General features: G+C 74.6%; 16 protein-coding genes. 9 read left to right on the top strand and 7 right to left on the bottom strand.

What is annotated here, in order from left to right; all coding sequences use genetic code 11:
- Positions 1-98 precede the first annotated feature (98 nt).
- The 3 genes from AC1DWH_RS11150 to AC1DWH_RS11140 all read left to right on the top strand — a co-directional run bounded on the left by AC1DWH_RS11150 (position 99) and on the right by AC1DWH_RS11140 (position 4722).
- Positions 99-431 (top strand): STAS domain-containing protein, encoded by a 333-nt coding sequence (locus tag AC1DWH_RS11150; RefSeq protein WP_456846417.1) that lies wholly within the window; start codon positions 99-101, stop codon positions 429-431.
- A 71-nt stretch (positions 432-502) separates the two neighbouring features.
- Positions 503-1666 (top strand): exonuclease SbcCD subunit D, encoded by a 1164-nt coding sequence (locus AC1DWH_RS11145; protein WP_477093731.1) that lies wholly within the window; start codon positions 503-505, stop codon positions 1664-1666.
- Positions 1666-4722 (top strand): AAA family ATPase, encoded by a 3057-nt coding sequence (locus tag AC1DWH_RS11140; protein WP_477093730.1) that lies wholly within the window; start codon positions 1666-1668, stop codon positions 4720-4722. The genes AC1DWH_RS11145 and AC1DWH_RS11140 overlap by 1 nt, the downstream gene beginning before the upstream one ends.
- 54 nt (positions 4723-4776) lie before the next feature.
- On the opposite strand, the gene AC1DWH_RS11135 is transcribed toward AC1DWH_RS11140, so the two are convergent.
- Positions 4777-5193, bottom strand: a complete 417-nt coding sequence (locus AC1DWH_RS11135) for a hypothetical protein (RefSeq protein WP_477093729.1) — start codon at positions 5191-5193, stop codon at positions 4777-4779.
- Positions 5194-5328: 135 nt separating this feature from the next.
- A complete protein-coding gene (locus AC1DWH_RS11130) occupies positions 5329-6753 on the bottom strand; it encodes a multidrug effflux MFS transporter (RefSeq protein WP_477093728.1) in 1425 nt (474 codons plus the stop codon).
- Positions 6754-6875: 122 nt separating this feature from the next.
- On the opposite strand from AC1DWH_RS11130, the gene AC1DWH_RS11125 reads away from it, so the two are divergent.
- Genes AC1DWH_RS11125 through AC1DWH_RS11115 form a run of 3 tightly spaced genes read left to right on the top strand, consistent with a single transcriptional unit; the run spans position 6876 to position 9535 of the window.
- Positions 6876-8036 carry a GmrSD restriction endonuclease domain-containing protein gene (locus AC1DWH_RS11125; RefSeq protein ID WP_477093727.1) on the top strand — a complete coding sequence of 387 codons (1161 nt, stop codon included), beginning with the start codon at positions 6876-6878 and terminating at the stop codon, positions 8034-8036.
- A 25-nt stretch (positions 8037-8061) separates the two neighbouring features.
- A complete protein-coding gene (locus AC1DWH_RS11120) occupies positions 8062-8766 on the top strand; it encodes an LmeA family phospholipid-binding protein (protein ID WP_456845452.1) in 705 nt (234 codons plus the stop codon).
- A gap of 55 nt (positions 8767-8821) precedes the next feature.
- Positions 8822-9535, top strand: coding sequence for a M50 family metallopeptidase (locus AC1DWH_RS11115; RefSeq protein ID WP_477093726.1), 714 nt, complete (start codon positions 8822-8824; stop codon positions 9533-9535).
- On the opposite strand, the gene AC1DWH_RS11110 is transcribed toward AC1DWH_RS11115, so the two are convergent.
- The 3 genes from AC1DWH_RS11110 to AC1DWH_RS11100 are packed head-to-tail and all read right to left on the bottom strand — an operon-like array spanning position 9532 to position 10774.
- Entirely contained in the window at positions 9532-10125 is a 594-nt protein-coding gene (locus tag AC1DWH_RS11110; protein WP_477093725.1) for a GNAT family N-acetyltransferase, read from the bottom strand. The genes AC1DWH_RS11115 and AC1DWH_RS11110 overlap by 4 nt on opposite strands.
- Positions 10086-10331: a zinc ribbon domain-containing protein gene (locus AC1DWH_RS11105; protein ID WP_477093724.1), complete on the bottom strand. Its 246-nt coding sequence runs from the start codon at positions 10329-10331 to the stop codon at positions 10086-10088. The genes AC1DWH_RS11110 and AC1DWH_RS11105 overlap by 40 nt, the downstream gene beginning before the upstream one ends.
- Positions 10328-10774: a MarR family winged helix-turn-helix transcriptional regulator gene (locus AC1DWH_RS11100; protein WP_477093723.1), complete on the bottom strand. Its 447-nt coding sequence runs from the start codon at positions 10772-10774 to the stop codon at positions 10328-10330. Before AC1DWH_RS11100 ends, AC1DWH_RS11105 begins: the two co-directional genes overlap by 4 nt.
- Positions 10775-10842: 68 nt before the next feature.
- Here AC1DWH_RS11100 and AC1DWH_RS11095 point away from each other — a divergent pair, with 68 nt between their 5' ends.
- Both AC1DWH_RS11095 and AC1DWH_RS11090 read left to right on the top strand, forming a co-directional pair.
- A complete protein-coding gene (locus tag AC1DWH_RS11095) occupies positions 10843-12357 on the top strand; it encodes an N-acyl-D-amino-acid deacylase family protein (protein WP_477093722.1) in 1515 nt (504 codons plus the stop codon).
- A gap of 47 nt (positions 12358-12404) precedes the next feature.
- Entirely contained in the window at positions 12405-12791 is a 387-nt protein-coding gene (locus AC1DWH_RS11090) for a RidA family protein (protein WP_477093721.1), read from the top strand.
- On the opposite strand, the gene AC1DWH_RS11085 is transcribed toward AC1DWH_RS11090, so the two are convergent.
- Together AC1DWH_RS11085 and AC1DWH_RS11080 are read right to left on the bottom strand one after the other, a co-directional pair.
- On the bottom strand, positions 12792-14003 hold the full coding sequence (locus AC1DWH_RS11085) for an alanine racemase (protein WP_477093720.1): 1212 nt from the start codon (positions 14001-14003) through the stop codon (positions 12792-12794). It abuts the gene before it with no gap.
- The gene (locus AC1DWH_RS11080) at positions 14000-14692 is read right to left on the bottom strand and encodes an HNH endonuclease family protein (protein WP_477093719.1); all 693 of its coding nucleotides are present in this window, start codon (positions 14690-14692) and stop codon (positions 14000-14002) included. The genes AC1DWH_RS11085 and AC1DWH_RS11080 overlap by 4 nt, the downstream gene beginning before the upstream one ends.
- Before the next feature lie 112 nt (positions 14693-14804).
- Between AC1DWH_RS11080 and AC1DWH_RS11075 the strand changes: the two genes are divergently transcribed.
- Positions 14805-15215, top strand: a complete 411-nt coding sequence (locus AC1DWH_RS11075; protein ID WP_477093718.1) for a MerR family transcriptional regulator — start codon at positions 14805-14807, stop codon at positions 15213-15215.
- The last annotated feature ends 32 nt before the right edge of the window (positions 15216-15247 follow it).

Below are 15247 nucleotides of genomic sequence, written 5' to 3'. Positions count from 1 at the left end.
CCGTTTCACATCTCGGATGGCGAGGCCCGCGCGGGCAGGTAACGTCATCGCGCCGGAATGCAGCTCCGGCATCGGCGGGGGAACGGAACTGAGGAGCGATGGACCTGTTCGAGCACTCGGCCGCGGCCGGGACCATCCAGGTCGAGGCCCAGGACGACCGCACGGTGATCGTCCTCATGGGGGAGATCGACGCCGCGCTGCGTGACGAGGCCAGCGCGTGCATGGGCCTGGCCCTGGTGAACGGCAACCCCGTGGTCGTCGACTCCACGCGGGCCACCTTCATCGACTCGTCGGGCATCGCCTTCGTGCTGCAGCTGCACCTCGCCGCCGCCGAGGCCGGCATCCCGGTCTCCCTGCGCGACCCGCACCGGGTGCTGCGCGACGTGCTCGACATGGTCGGGCTGTCCGGGGAGCTGCCCTCGACGGTCTGACCATCGACGGGTGTGACCGACACCCCGCCCGCGTCGGACGGTGTGTCAGTGGCCTGGTTTACGTTCGCGGCATGCGGTTGTTGCACACGTCGGACTGGCACCTGGGCCGGACGCTGCACGGGGTCGATCTGCTCGACCACCAGGCGGCGTACCTCGAGCACCTGGTCGACGTCGTGCGCGCCGAGGACGTGGACGCGGTGGTCGTCGCGGGGGACGTGTACGACCGGGCGATCCCGCCGGTCGAGGCCGTGACCCTGCTGTCCGAGACACTCGCGCGGCTGGCCGAGCACACGACCGTGGTCGTCACGTCGGGCAACCACGACTCGGCCACCCGCCTGGGCTTCGGCTCGGCGCTCATGCGGGACCGGGTCCGGCTCCGCACGCAGGTCGCCGGGCTGGCGGCGCCGGTGGTGCTTGCCGACGATGACGGCGACGTGCTCGTCTACGGGATCCCCTACCTGGACCCCGACTTCGCCCGGGTCCAGCTGGCCGACGGGCCCGAGCCGCTGGCCCGCTCGCACGAGGCCGTGGCCGCCGCGGCGATGCGGCGGATCCGCGCCGACCTGGCGGCTCGCGGCGGGTCCGCACGGCCGCGGTCGGTCGTCGCCGCGCACGCGTTCGTGATCGGCGGCGCCCCCACCGAGTCCGAGCGGGACATCCGGGTCGGCGGGGTCGACCAGGTGCCGGCCGGGGTGTTCGCGGGCGCCGACTACGTCGCCCTCGGCCACCTGCACGGCCCCCAGGGCCTCACGGGTCCGGAGGGGACCACCCTGCGCTACAGCGGTTCGCCGCTGGCCTACTCGTTCTCCGAGCAGCACCACGCCAAGTCGACGGTCCTGGTGGACCTGTCCGGGTCCGCCGTCCGCACGTCGATGATCGCCGCGCCCGTCCCCCGGCGGCTGGCCGACGTCACCGGCACGCTCGAGGAGCTCCTCGGTGCGGCGGGGGAGAAGCACGTCGACTCGTGGGCCCGGGTGACCGTCACCGACGCGCACCGGCCCGAGGACCTCTACCGCCGTGTCAAGCAGCGCTTCCCGCACGCGCTCGTCGTGCAGCACCGCGCGGCGGAGTCGGCGACCACGCCTCGTGCCGCGGTCATCACGGCGGCGCACGACCCGCTCGACGTGGCGGCCGACTTCCTCGCCCACGTCACCGGCCACCGGCCCTCGGCGGCCGAGGTCGACGTGCTGCGGCGCGCGTACGAGGACGTCGCGGCGATCGAGCGGAGCGCCTGATGCACCTGCGCTCCCTGACGGTCCAGGCGATCGGACCGTTCGCCGGCCGCCACACGGTCGACTTCGACGCGCTCGGTCAGGCCGGGCTCTTCCTGCTGGAGGGCCCCACCGGGTCGGGCAAGTCGACGCTCATCGACGCGATCGTCTTCGCGCTCTACGGCAAGGTCGCGTCCAGCGAGGCCTCCGAGGAGCGCCTGCGGTCGGCGTACGCACCGGACGACACCGAGAGCGTCGTGGACCTGGTGTTCGAGGTCCCGTCCGGCGTCTATCGGGTCCGGCGCACGCCCGCGTACCAGCGGGCGAAGCGGCGCGGGGCCGGCACCACCACGGCGAACGCGACCGTCAAGGCCTGGCGCCTCCCCGCGGGCGCGGAGCTGGACCCGGCCGGTCTCGATGCCGTCGGAGTCCCGCTGGGCAACCGGCTGGACGAGATCGGCGCCGAGATCCAGAAGGCCGTCGGGCTCGACCGGACCCAGTTCGTGCAGACGATCGTCCTGCCGCAGGGCGAGTTCGCGCACTTCCTGCGGGCCAAGCCCGAGGAGCGCCGCGGCCTGCTGCAGAAGATCTTCGGCACCGAGGTGTACGAGCGGCTGCAGCAGCGGCTGGCCGAGATGCGGCGCGAGGGCGACCGCGCCAGCGAGGCCGCTCGGGCCGCGCTGACGTCCGGGACGTCTCGGCTGGTCGGAGCCATGCGGCTGACCGACGAGGAGGCCGCGGAGCTCCGCTCGACCATCGAGGCGGCGATCCTGCGCAACGACGGGCTGGTGTCCGCCGTGCGGGACGCGGTCACCGAGCGGACCGACCTGCTCGACGGCCTGGCGGCGACCGCGCGCGCCGCGGCGCTGTCGGCGGAGGCGGCACGGCAGTCGGCCCGCGAGCACCTCGACCAGGTGACCGCCACCGACGCGCTGCTGCGCCGCCGCGACACCCTGCGGGCCGAGCGCGCGGCGCTGGACGCCGCCGCCGAGATGAACACCGAGGCGGTGCTGCAGCTCACGGCGGCCCGTGCCGCGCGCGCGGTCCGTCCGCTGCTGCAGGGCGCCGAGCGTGCCGGGACCGCCCTCGATGCCGCCCGCAAGACGCTCACCGCCGCGCTCGACGGCGCGCCCGACGACATCGCCATGCCGGCGAACGGCTCTGACCTGCGCGTCCACGTGCAGGCCGCGGGGCGCTCGGCGGTCGAGACGTCCGCGGCGCTCGGCCGGCTGGTCGAGGTCGAGGCCGGCCTCGAGGGGCGTCGGCGGGCAGTGCGCCAGACCGGGCACGCGATCGACGACCTCGTCGCGGCGATCGCGGCCGACGACACGTGGCTCGCCGCCCGCCCGGCCGCTCGTGCCGACCTGCTCGCCCAGCTGGAAGCCGCCCGGGAGCGCGCGGCGTCGAGGGGTGACCGCGAGTCGACGCTGGCGGCCGCCCTCGAGATCGTCACCGCGCACGCCGACCTGGCCGCGGCCGAGCACTCTCGCGCCGAGGCCGTCGACGCGCGGGCGGCCGCAGGGGCCGCCGCGACCCGTGCGCTGGGCGTCGAGCGCGACCTGCGCGCCGCCCGGATCGCCGGCCTCGCGGGGGAGATCGCCGCCCGGCTCGACGACGGCGACCCGTGCCCGGTCTGCGGCTCGGCAGAGCACCCGGCCAAGGCCGTCCTGGACGCCGACCACGTGTCCGCCGAGCGTGTCGAGCGCGCCGAAGCGGAGCGCGCGGCGGCCGAGGCAGGGCTGGCCGCCGCCGCCGAGCGGTGCAGCGTGCTGACCGAGCGTGCCGACGCACTGCGTGCCCGCGTCGGGACGATCACCGCCGAGGCGGCCGCGACGGCCACCGAGGTGGCGCGTTCCGCCCTGGCCGAGGCGCGGGCGGCCGAGGCGGACGTCGCCCGACTGGCACCCGCCCTCGACGGGTTCGACGCGCAGACGCGCGAGCGGGAGGGCGAGCGTGCCGCTGCGGTCGCGCGCCTCGCCGGGGACCGCGCGGGGCTCGAGGTCACGCGGCTGGACCTCGACGCGTCGGAGGCCGAGGTCGTGACAGCGCGGGCCGACCACCCGACGGTCGCCGCCCGGCACGCCGAGCTGCTCGAGCGCGCGGCCGCCTCGGCGTCGGTGCTGGACGCCCTCGCCGAGCAGGACGCGGCGCACGACGAGGTCGCCCGGCGGCAGGCCGAGCTGGCCGAGGGCCTGGCCGAGCACGGGTTCGACTCCGCGGAGGCTGCGACCGCGGCCTCGGTCGACGCGGCCGTCCTCGCCGAGCTCGACCGGATCGTCACGGCCTACGCGACTCGGCTGGACCGCGCCACCGCCGGGCTGGCGGAGCCGGCCATCGCCGCGCTCGACGACGACCTGGTGGTCGACCTCGACGGCGCGACGACGGCGGAGGCGACGGCTCGGGCCGAGGCCGCTCGGGCCGCGGGGGAGGCGCGCGTCGCCGAGGAGTGCTCGACCGCCGCGACGGTGGCGGCGGACGGCGTGCTGGCGGCCGCGACCGCGCTCACCGAGGCCGTCGAGGCCGCGGGTCCGGTGTCCCGCCTGGCCGACCTGACGGGCGGGGGCGGCGGGGACAACGCGCACCACCTCTCGTTGGCCACGTTCGTGCTGATGCGCCGCTTCGAGGACGTCGTCGCGGCCGCCAACGACCGCCTGCTCGTCATGTCGGACGGCCGCTACGAGCTGGTCCGCAGCGACGAGAAGGAGGACGTCCGGGCCCGCAACACCGGCCTGGCGATGCGCGTGGTCGACCACGTGACCGGGCACCCGCGCGACCCGCGGACGCTGTCCGGCGGCGAGACGTTCTACGTGTCGTTGTGCCTCGCGCTCGGCATGGCTGATGTCGTCACCGCCGAGGCTGGGGGCATCGACCTGGGCACGCTGTTCGTCGACGAGGGCTTCGGCTCGCTCGACCCGCACACCCTGGAGCAGGTGCTCGCCGAGCTCGGTCGCCTGCGCGCCGGTGGCCGGGTGGTGGGGGTCGTGTCGCACGTCGAGGCGCTCAAGCAGTCGATCGCCGACCGCATCGAGGTCCGGCCGACGCCCGAGGGTCCGAGCACCGTGTCGGTGCGCGCGGGCTGATCGGGCCGACCGAGCGGACGACGGGCGCGGTCCGCTAGCGGCGAGCCGTCGCGGTCACCAGGCCCAGCCGCGGGAGGCCAGCTCGACCTCTTCGCGGAAGCGCTCGGCCGGGTCCCCCTTGGCGACCACCTGGACCTCGACGCCGGCCAGGTGGCACGCCTCGGCGAGCAGCTGGTCGTACGCGAGCTGCGAGGCGATGATCCGCTCCGCCCGGGCGAAGGTGTGGGTATCCAGCTCGAGCGACCGCACGTGGTCGGCGACGACCCCGAGCCTCTCCTGCACGCGGAGCGTCATGAACGGGTCGAACTCGGGCTTGCGCTCCCGACGCAGGTGGGCGGCCACGCTCTCGAGGCGTGCGGCCACGAACGTGCGCCACCGCGGCGGATCGTCGGGCGACGGGAACAGCTGCCAGATCGCCATGAAGACGAGCGCCGGGACGAAGAGGATGGCGAACATCAGCAGCCAGCGCATCGGGCGTCCTTCATCGAGCGTGTACCGCTCAGGCTAGGTCGCGAATGTGACCCACGCCACAACAATCTGTCGATGCCTGGTTGCGATGTGATGACGGCGCGCAAAAGGTCCGACGCGTGCCCGCCACGCGGCGGGTCAGCCGGGGCAGGGCACCGCATCGGACTCGACCTCGTGCCCGCGGCCCGGCTCCCCCCGGCTCGCGCTGGGCGCGGCCGCACGGACGCGCACCGAGGCGGCCGCGGCGCGCTCGCGGACCAGGGCCTCGGACTCGACGCCCGCGCCGACGAAGGGGACGGGCGCGCGGTCGGTGACGGCACCCGTGACCGAGGCCGCCGCGACGACGAGCTCGGCCTCGGCGACCGGACCGCGGGCCCACGACCGACGCACGGCCACCAGGAGGATCGAGGCGACGACGATGACCCCGGCCATCACCGCGGCCATGGTCACGGGCGTCGGCGTGCCGCCGAGGCTGGTCAGCGGCGCGATGAGGGCGCCCAGCCCGAACTGCAGGGCGCCGAGCAGGGCGGCCGCCGACCCGGCGCGGTGCGGGTTGGACGCGAGTGCGATGGCCGGCGCGGACGGCAGCACGAAGCCGGCGGTGCCGAGGGTCAGCACCAGCAGCACGGTCACGGGCCAGAACGGGGCACCGAGCAGGGTCGTCGCGAAGAGGGACAGGCTGAGCACCAGGCCCGCGGCGACGGCGCCGGACAGCACCTGCTCCGGCGTGAACCGGCCGACGAGCGCGCCGTTGACCTGCGACCCGGCCGTGATCGCGACGGCGCCGGCGGCGAACACCCAGCCGAACTGCTGCGGCGACAGGCCGTACCCGTCCTGGAACACGAAGGTGGACGACGCGACGTAGCTGAACATCGCCGAGAGGTAGAACGCGGACATCAGGGCCAGCCCGAGGAACGGGAGGTCGGTGATGAGGTCGCGGTACGTGCGCAGCGCGGCCCCGGTGCCGCCGGTCCGGCGGAGCTCGACCGGGAGCGACTCGCGCAGCGCGAACGAGGCGATGACCAGCAGCGTCGCGCCCGTGCCGGCGAGGAACACGAAGATCAGCCGCCACGAGCCGACCAGCAGCAGCTGGGCGCCGATGGTGGGCGCGAGGATCGGGGCGACGCCGACCACGAGCATCAGCCGCGCCATAACCTTGGACACGGCGAGGCCCTCGTACTTGTCGCGCACGATCGCCATCGAGATCACCATGCCGGCCGCCGCGGTGAAGCCCTGCACGAACCGGAGCGCGGTGAACGCGGTGATGTTCTGCACGAGCGTGAGGCCGACGGAGGCGAGCACGTACACGGACAGCGCACCGAGCAGCGGGCGGCGCCGGCCGAAGGCGTCCGAGATCGAGCCGAACAGCAGCTGACCCAGGGCGAGGCCCGCGAGGGAGGCGGCGATGGTGAGCTGCACGGCCGCGGCGGGCGCGTGCAGGTCGGCCGCGATCTGCGGGAACGCGGCGAGGTACGTGTCGAACGTCAGGGGGCCGACGGCCGTGAGCGCCGACAGCAGGAGGACGAAGCCGACGCTCACACGCGTCGCGGGGATCCGGGCCATGCCAGACCCAAGGTTGCGGGGCGCAAGCATCTTCCCGAGGTGTCCAGCACGTGGGACGGATCACGTCCCGTTCGTGACCTACGTCCGTCACGGGTGGTCCGCGACGTGCCGATACTCAGGAGGTGACGGGACCGACGGGCGACGCGTGGTGGGACGACGACCCCGTCGTCGACCCGCCGGCCCAGGAGCCCCCGACGCGGTCGCGTCGGGCGCCGGTCCGGATCCTGGTCGTGGTCGCCCTGGTGCTGGCGTCGCTGATCGGCCTGGCGTTCGTCGTCCGCGCCGCCGTCGCGCCGCCCGCCAAGGACGCAGCGGCACCGACGGCGTCGGCCTCGCCGACGACCGAGCGGCCGAGTCCCACCCGGACCAGCAGCCCGAGCCCGAGCCCCACGGACCCGACCACCGCCCTGCCCACGCCCGAGCCTGCTCCGCCCGCCGACGCCGCGCAGTTACCGACGGCGCTGGCCACCGTGGCGCTGCTCCCCGTCAAGGGCCGCGCGCCGAAGACCGGGTACGACCGGGACCTGTACGGCCAGGCGTGGAAGGACGTGGACCGCAACGGCTGCGACACCCGCAACGACATCCTGCGACGGGACCTCACGGACCAGGTGCTCAAGGCCGGGACCAACGGCTGCGTGGTGGCGTCGGGGACGCTGCAGGACCCGTACTCGGGCACGGCGATCGCGTTCGTGCGCGGGCAGGACACCTCGACGGCGGTGCAGATCGACCACGTCGTCGCGCTGTCGGACTCGTGGCAGAAGGGCGCGCAGCAGTGGGAGACCGGCAAGCGCGAGGCGTTCGCCAACGACCCGCTGAACCTGCTCGCCGTGGACGGTCCGCTCAACATGCAGAAGAGCGACGGGGACGCGGCGACGTGGCTGCCGCCGAACCTGGCCTACCGCTGCCCGTACGTGGCGCGCCAGGTGGCCGTGAAGTACACCTACGGGCTCTGGGTGACGCAGGCGGAGCAGGACGCGATGGTCCGGGTGCTGTCGACGTGCCCGACCGAGCCGTTGCCGGTGGGGTCGGCGGTGCCGCCGTCGGCGGTGGCCGAGCCGGCGCCGGCCGTCGTCGTGCCCGCGCCGCCCGCGGTGGTCGCCCCGGCAGCACCACCGGCGGTCGTGGAGCAGCCGCCCGCGGCTCCGGGGGCCGTCACCGGGCCCTTCCAGAACTGCACGGAGGCCTGGGCCGCCGGCGCCGCGCCCGTGCACGTCGGCGACCCCGGCTACGCGCCCAAGCTGGACCGCGACAACGACGGGATCGGGTGCGAGAGGCGCCCGTGAGCCGCGAGGCCCTAGCGTGAGGCCCGTGAGCGGACGCGGTGTGGTCGTGGGGGTCGTCGCGGTCGTCGTGCTGGTGGGCGGCGTGTTCGTCGCCGACCGGGTGACGGAGGCGACCGCCGAGCAGCGGGTGGCCGACGCCATCGAGCAGAACCTCGACGGCGTCGTCGGCACGCCGACGATCGAGATCGGCGGGTTCCCGTTCCTCACCCAGCTGCTGTCGGGGTCGCTGAACGACGTCTCCGGCCAGGTGGACGGGGTCACGCTCGAGGGCATCAAGGCCACCGACGTGACCGTGGAGGCCCAGGACGTGAGCACGTCCGAGCCGTACACCCTCGGCACGGCGACCATCGAGGCGACTCTGCCGACGGCGTCGATCGAGCAGATCGTCAAGGACAAGTCCCAGCTCGACGTCACCGTCGCCGTCGACGGAACGTCGCTCAAGGCGTCGGGCAAGGTGCTGGGCCTGACGCTGGCGGCCAACCTGGTGCCGCGGGTCGAGGACGGCAAGCTGCTGGTGAACGTCGAGGACGTGCAGATCGCGGGGCTCACGGTGTCCGTGGACGACCTGCCGAACGCGATCGGCAAGCGGCTCACCGACGTGGAGATCCCGGTCAGCGGGCTGCCCGAGGGCCTGGAGCTGTCCGGGGCGACCGTGGTGGGCACCGGCGTCCGGATCACGGCCACGGGCACGGACGTGGTGCTCCCCGCCGAGGCTCCGCCCGCTGGGTAAGGTCCGTGCAGCCCGACCGCCCGGTCGGACGACGACGGACCGAAGGACAGTGCCCGTGGACTGGCTCGGCGACGCCTGGCACGACCTCACGACGCCGCAGCCGGTGCCCTCGAGCACCACGGTCCTGATCACGGCCGGGGCGGTGCTGCTGGTCCTCGTGGTGCCGACCGCGTGGCACGTCGCCCGGCACGGGCTGACGATCGTGCACGAGGCCGCGCACGCGGGCGTGGCGGTGCTCGTCGGCAGACGCCTGTCCGGCATCCGGGTGCACTCCGACACGTCGGGCCTCACGGTCTCGGTGGGCAAGCCCAGGGGTCCCGGCATGGTCGCGACGGCCGCCGCGGGGTACATCGGGCCGGCCGTGCTGGGCGTCGGCGCGGCGTGGCTGCTGTCCCGCGGGTACGCGGTCGCGCTGCTCTGGATCCTGCTCGTGGTGCTCGTGCTCGTGCTGGTGCAGATCCGCAACTGGTACGGCCTGTGGGCGGTGCTGGTGACCGGCGCGCTGCTGGTCGCGATCACCGTCTGGGGCTCGGCGACCGTGCAGGGCATCGCCGCGTACGCGATGACGTGGTTCCTGCTGCTCGGCGCGCCGCGCGCGGTGCTGGAGATGCAGTCGGAGCGCCGCCGGGCCCGTCGCCGCGGCGTCGCCGACACGTCCGACGCCGGTCTGCTGGCCCGCCTGACCCACCTGCCCGGCGGCGTCTGGGTGGTCATCCTGCTGCTCGTCTGCCTGGCGGCCCTGTTTCTCGGCGGGACCTGGCTTCTCTAGCCAGGGCCGAGGAGGAGATACCGCATGATCGGCCGCTCCGGCGAGCGTCTGGCCACCTCGGCGAACCCCGCGGCGGCGAACGTCGTCGCGTAGCCCATGCTGGTCGCGCTGGGTGAGACGGAGCCGTCGAGCGGGTACGCCTCGACCGCGGGCGCTCCGGCCGCCCGTGCGAGGTCGAGCGCCCCGGCGATCAGCGCGGACATCACCCCGTCGCGGCGGTGACCCTTGCGCACGTAGAAGCAGGTGATGGCCCAGACGGGCACCTCGTCGACGCGGCGCACCCGCCACTGCTGGTCGAGCGCGGGGACGTCGTCGCGCGGGGTGACCTGGCACCAGCCCACCGCGACGTCGTCCCGGAAGGCGAGGAGGCCGGGCGGAGGGCCGGTGACGACGATCTCGCGCAGGTCCGCGCGATTCTCCGCCGCGGGCCGGCGGCGGTAGGACGGCCCGATCCGGTACGCCATGCACCAGCATCGGGCGGCCGGTCCGCCCGCGTCCAGGAGCTCCTCGAGCACCGGCCAGAGCTCGGGCGTGAGGGCGACGACCGTGGTCACGCCGAGCGGCCGACGACGCGCGGGTGGTCCTTCCACGCCGGCAGCGTCGCCATGTGGGCGAGCGTCTCGGCCTCGAGCTGCTCGCGGGGGGCTGACGGGTTGTGGCGCGCCTGCCAGCCGACCATCCGCTCGAAGCGCTCGTCGAAGGCCTGCAGGTTGCCGTCCGCGTCCGTGCAGTACGCGCAGTACCGGCCCGACTCGATGGGCATGCCGCAGCTGTCGCAGTGCAGGTCGTGGCTCATGGTCGTGCTCCTTCGTTGAGGGCTTCCAGGGCGCCGACGAGCGCGGCGCGCTGGTCGGGGGAGAGGCGCGCCGCCGCACCGGCCAGCAGCTCGGTGGACAGCACCTGGCGCTCGCGGTCGAGGGCGTCGAACCCGGTCGGGGTCAGCCAGACCAGCGTCCGGCGGCGGTCGTCGGGGTCGGGCTCGCGGGCGAGCAGGTCCTTGGCCTCGAGCTGGCTGACGATGTCGCTGACCACCGACTGCGCGCGGTCGAGGTGCTTGGCCGCCTCGCCGACGGTGAGCGGACCGGCGTGCGCGAGGTGCAGCAGGACCGCCCGGGACGCTCCCGACATCTGTGCCCGCTTACCGTCTCGACGGTGGAAGCGCAGGTAGGCCTGCTGGAACGCCGCCTCGAACGCGCGCGCGAAGGCCTGCGGGTCGTCGGCGGGCGTCGGTTCGGTCATGACGATCACGGTGCTCCGCGGCGAATCCATCGTCAATCCCGATGCGTTCCAGCGGGCATGATCGACCGGTGATCCTGGTGCGCGGTGGGGTGCTGGTGGGCGACGAGCCGGTGCGGGCGGACCTGCGGGTGGTGGGCGACCGCATCGCGGAGATCGGTCCGGACCTGCCGGTCGACGGTGCCGACGTCCTCGACGCCGACGGCCTGCTCGTGCTGCCCGGCTTCGTCGACGCGCACGCGCACGGCGACGCGGCCGTGCTCGACCCGGACGTGCAGGCGGCGCTGACCCACCAGGGCGTGACCACGGTCGTGCTGGGCCAGGACGGCGTCTCGTTCGCACCCTCCCCGGCGGGGTCCGGGGCGTCGGAGTACGCCGAGCGGTACTTCGCCGCCATCAACGGCTCCCACCCGACGTTCCGCGGCGGGTCCGTGTCCGACCTGCTGGGCACCTACGACCGCACGACGACGGTGCACACGGCGTACCTGGTACCGCACGGGACCCTGCGGTACGCGGTCATGGGCGCCGACAACCGGCCCGCGCGGCCCGACGAGGTCGCGGCGATGGTGCGGCTGCTCGGGCAGGGTCTCGACGACGGCGCCCGCGGGATGTCGACCGGCCTCGAGTACGCCCCGGCGTCCTCGGCCGACCGGGACGAGCTCGTCGCCCTGTGCGAGGTGCTCGCGCGCCGGGGCCGTCCGCACGTCTCGCACATGCGGGGCTACGAGGACCGTGCCCCGGCGGCCCTCGCGGAGCTGCTCGACCTGGCCCGCGCGACGGGCGTCGGCACCCACGTCTCGCACTACCACGGGCCCGCCGGACGCCTGGGACCGCTGGTCGACGACGCCCTGGCCGAGGGGCTGGACCTGACGTTCGACGCGTATCCGTACCTGCGCGGCGCGTCGATCCTCGCGCTGGTCGCGCTGCCCGACTGGCTGCCGCTGGCGGACGCCGACCGGACGCTCGCGCTGCTGGCGGACCCCGCCGTGCGCTCGCGGCTGCCGGCCCGGGACGAGGTCTGGCCGCGCGTCACGCTGGCCTGGGTCCCGGGGCTGCCCTGGGCCGAGGGCCTGTCGCTGCTCGAGGTGGCCGGCCGGCTCGGCATGACCCCCGCCGACGCGGCCCTGCACCTGCTGGTCACGACGAACCTGCAGGTCGGGTGCGTGTTCGACCAGCCGCCCACCAACTCCGACGAGTCCATGCGCGCGCTCCTGCGCCACCCGGCCCACTGCGCCGGGTCCGACGGCATCTACCGCGGCGGACACCCCCACCCGCGCGGCTGGGGCACGTTCGCAAGGCTGCTGGGCCGGCACGTGCGCGAGCTGGGCGACTGGGACTGGCCGACCGCGGCCCGGCACCTGTCGACCACGCCCGCCCGTCGGTTCGGGCTCGACGACCGCGGCTCTCTCGACGTCGGGCGGCGCGCGGACCTCGCGATCGTCGACCCCGCGACCGTCATCGACAACGCGACGTACGAGGACCCGCGCCGGCTCGCCACCGGCGTGCACGCCGTGCTCGTCGACGGAGTCCCGGCCCTCCGGGACGGGCGCCTCACCGGCGCGCTCCCCGGGCGCCCGGTGCGCTGAGAGGGAGACTGGTCCCCGTACCGCTCACCACCTCGAGAGGCAGTGCGATGACCCGCGAGAAGATCAGCACCCCCGACGCACCGCAGCCCGCGGGGAACTACTCGCAGGGGATCCGGCTGGGCAACCTCGTGTGGACCGCGGGCTTCGGGCCGCAGGACCCCGTGACCGGCGCCATCCCGGAGTCGGTGGCCGACCAGACCCGGCAGGTGCTGCGCAACGTCGAGGCCACGCTGGCAGCCGCCGGCCTCGACCTCGGCGACGTCGTGAAGACGACCGTCCACCTGGCCGACCTCGCCGACTTCGCGGAGTTCAACGAGGCCTACGGCGAGTTCTTCCCGTACCCGAAGCCGGCGCGCACGACCGTCGGATCGCAGCTGGCGGGGATCAAGGTCGAGATCGACGTCGTCGCCGGGCGCCTGACGTCGGACGACTGATCAGAACCACGTGGTGACCACGTCGACCACCCGGTGGTCGGCGTCCAGGACCGGGATCGCGCGCCACTTGTCGAACGCGGTGCACGGGTGCGAGATGCCCAGCTCGAGCAGGTCGCCCACCTGCAGGTCCGTCCCTGAGCCCTCCAGGTACGCGTGCTGGTCGTTGGTCCGCGTGACCGTCCAGCCGGTGATGTCGACCAGGTCCTGGTCCGGGCGGTGGCGCCGGAGGGGGACCGGGAGCCCCGAGTCGTAGGGGACGTCGCGCTTGCCGGCACCGACGAGCGCCAGCCCGTCCTCGGGGGTCGACGACACCTGCGCCCAGACCCGCAGCGCCGGCCGGAGGTCGCCGACGATCCGGGTGAACGGCGTCGACGCCACGTAGGTGCCGTGGTCGTGCGTGACGTACGAGCCGGACCGCAGGATCGTCGTGCTCGGGACCCCGGCGACGTCGGTCCCGCCCAGCACGGCGGCCACGGCGTCGAAGTACGCGGACCCGCCGGCGGACAGCACGACGTGCTCGCGCAGCAGCCCGGCGCCGACGAGCATCTCGGCCACGGCCCGCACGGCGGCCAGGAACTCCCGCGCGGAGTCGACGTCGGGCAGCCCGCCCTCGTAGGCGCTGACGCCGGCGAGCTCGATGCCGGGCGTCCGGGCGACGTGCTGCGCGACCGCCAGGGCCTGGTCGCCCGTGCGGACCCCGGTCCGTCCGGCCGCGTGCCCGACCTCGAGCAGCACCCGGACCCGGCCGCCGTCGAGTGCCGCCGCGGCGATGTCCACCGCCTCGACCGAGTCGACGCAGAAGAGGATCTCGGCGTCGTCGACCGACGCGATCCAGCGCAGGACGGTCGGGTCCAGCACCTCGTTGGCGACGAGCAGGCGCCGGACCCCGAACGAGTACGCGGCGAGCAGCTGGTTGCCGGTCGCGACGGTGATGCCCCAGGCCCCGGCGTCGAGCTGGGCGGCGAACAGCTCGGGGGACATGGTCGTCTTGCCGTGCGGCGCGAACGCGAGGTCGTGCTCGGCGGTGAACGCGGCGAGCTGGGCGATGTTGTGCGCGAGCGCGTCGGCGTCGAGGGTCAGCGCCGGCCAGGTCAGCGCGCCGTCGAACAGCGTGTGACCTGCGGCGACGAACTCGGACCGGGTCACCGGCGCGGGCGCCCAGACGCCCTTGGTGGTCGGGCCGAGGAGGAGGGGCGGGAGGCGCAGGCTCATGGTGACCTCACGGTACCGACGACGCACCGGCCGAGCTCCCGGTCCAGCGCGTCGTGCTCGGCCCGGGTGACCCACAGGCCGTAGGCCGACTTCACGCGGACCTGCCGCAGCGCGTAGACGCACCGGTACCCGCGGTTGGGCGGCAGCCACGTGGCCGCGTCGCCGGCACCCTTCTCCTGGTTGGCCGGGCCGTCGACGGCGAGCAGGTTGGCCGGGTCGTTGGCGAACTCCTCGCGCACGGCCGGCGTCCACGCCTGCGCGCCCGTCTGCCAGGCGTCGGCGAGGGCGACGACGTGGTCGATCTGGACGTCGGCGGACGCAGGCCCGCGGGCGAAGGGGATGGGGACGCCGGTGTACGGGTCGTCGAGCGTGCCGCTCAGCACCACGCAGCCGTCGAGCACGGTCTCCGTCAGGTCGCGCCGGAGCACGTCGTTCCGGGTGTCGCAGCCGTTGCGGTCGACGTCGGCCCACGGCTGCCCGAACCGCTCCCGCGCGTAGCCCGTGGTGGGCGCCCGGCCCCGGACCGCGAGCGCGTCGAGGGCCGCTCGGCCCGCCGCGAGGTCGTCGGCGGTGACCGCGTACCGCGCGGCGACGCGCGCCTGCGACCAGGCGGGTGCGCCCGCGCCGAGCATCACGCAGACCGCGAGGGCGACGAGCCACGGCCACGGTGATCGCCGACTGTCGTCCACGGCCCGAGGGTGCCCCGACCCGCCGGTGCGCCGCGGACCGCCGTGGGGACGCCGAGGTCTGTGGGCGGCTCGGCTTGACTTCGAGCGCACTCGAAGAGCGACCATCGAGCTCATGAGCGTGATGGTGGAATCGGGAACCCCGCGGACGGACGTCTCCCTGAGCATCGCGGAGGCGGCGCAGGTGACCGGTCTGACCACGCACACCCTGCGCTACTACGAGCGGGACGGGCTGCTGCTCGACACGGTCGACCGGGCGTCGTCGGGCCACCGGCGGTACTCCGAGGTGGACCTCGGCTGGATCCGCATGGTCACGAGGCTGCGCGCGACGGGGATGCCGATCCGCGAGGTCCGGCAGTACGCCGACCTGGTCCGGGCCGGCGACGGGAACGAGGACCAGCGGCTCGCGCTGCTGCGGGCGCACCGCGACCGGGTGCGGCTCGAGCTGGTCGAGGTGGCCGCCCACCTGGACGCGATCGAGCTGAAGATCGACCTGTACGAGCGCACGACCGACACGTCCGCCTGACAGGACCTCCGCACGCCGGCACGTACGGTCGG

Source organism: Cellulomonas sp. P2_F12, from assembly GCF_056403775.1.
This window is presented reverse-complemented; position numbering and strand designations above follow the sequence as displayed.

What these genes read in the sequence shown, in the direction of transcription:
- AC1DWH_RS11090 (WP_477093721.1), top strand. Translation starts at nt 12,405, where the DNA reads ATGACCCGCGAGAAGATCAGCACCCCCGACGCACCGCAGCCCGCGGGG.
- AC1DWH_RS11100 (WP_477093723.1), bottom strand. Translation starts at nt 10,774, where the DNA reads ATGACCGAACCGACGCCCGCCGACGACCCGCAGGCCTTCGCGCGCGCG.
- AC1DWH_RS11150 (WP_456846417.1), top strand. Translation starts at nt 99, where the DNA reads ATGGACCTGTTCGAGCACTCGGCCGCGGCCGGGACCATCCAGGTCGAG.
- AC1DWH_RS11075 (WP_477093718.1), top strand. Translation starts at nt 14,805, where the DNA reads ATGAGCGTGATGGTGGAATCGGGAACCCCGCGGACGGACGTCTCCCTG.
- AC1DWH_RS11140 (WP_477093730.1), top strand. Translation starts at nt 1,666, where the DNA reads ATGCACCTGCGCTCCCTGACGGTCCAGGCGATCGGACCGTTCGCCGGC.
- AC1DWH_RS11145 (WP_477093731.1), top strand. Translation starts at nt 503, where the DNA reads ATGCGGTTGTTGCACACGTCGGACTGGCACCTGGGCCGGACGCTGCAC.
- AC1DWH_RS11135 (WP_477093729.1), bottom strand. Translation starts at nt 5,193, where the DNA reads ATGCGCTGGCTGCTGATGTTCGCCATCCTCTTCGTCCCGGCGCTCGTC.
- AC1DWH_RS11130 (WP_477093728.1), bottom strand. Translation starts at nt 6,753, where the DNA reads ATGGCCCGGATCCCCGCGACGCGTGTGAGCGTCGGCTTCGTCCTCCTG.
- AC1DWH_RS11085 (WP_477093720.1), bottom strand. Translation starts at nt 14,003, where the DNA reads ATGAGCCTGCGCCTCCCGCCCCTCCTCCTCGGCCCGACCACCAAGGGC.
- AC1DWH_RS11105 (WP_477093724.1), bottom strand. Translation starts at nt 10,331, where the DNA reads ATGAGCCACGACCTGCACTGCGACAGCTGCGGCATGCCCATCGAGTCG.